Genomic DNA, 541 nt, shown 5'->3' on the forward strand with positions numbered 1-541 from the left:
CGCCCGGTTACATTCCGAACCCGGAAGCTAAGCCTTACAGCGCCGATGGTACTGCAGGGGGGACCCTGTGGGAGAGTAGGACGCCGCCGAACAATCTTTGGAAGGACCCTTGGTCCCAGCGTTCAGCTGGGACCAAGGGTCCTTTTTGTTTTGGCAGTGCGCGCTGGGCACCCGGCTGCGCGAGAATGACTTGCGGTACCGAAGACAGGAGTCACCATGTCCACCAACTCTCCCGACGACCGACCGGAGCGCGACCAGCGGCGACGGGAGGGGGACCGGGGCGACCGGAACGACCGCGGCGGTCAGCGCGGGGGCCGCGGAGACCGTGGTGGCTTCCGCCGCGACAACGACCGCGACCGGGGCGGCAACGACCGCGGAGGATACGGGCGTCGTGACGGCGACCGCGACCGCGGCGATCGTCCCGACCGCGGTGAGCGTGGTGGCTTCCGCCGCGACGACAGTCGTGGTGGTGGCTTCGGCCGGCGTGACGACCGTGACCGCGGTCCCCGTAGGGACGATCGTGACCGGGGTGGGTTCCGTC

General features: G+C 69.3%; 1 rRNA gene. It reads left to right on the forward strand.

The features are described 5' to 3' along the window. Positions 1–92: ribosomal RNA gene (rrf, locus tag AB0F04_RS37495) — 5S ribosomal RNA — on the forward strand; the annotation flags it as partial. Positions 93–541 lie beyond the last annotated feature (449 nt).

Origin of the sequence: Streptomyces sp. NPDC029041 (assembly GCF_040637515.1) — a bacterium.
Lineage (GTDB): Bacteria > Actinomycetota > Actinomycetes > Streptomycetales > Streptomycetaceae > Streptomyces.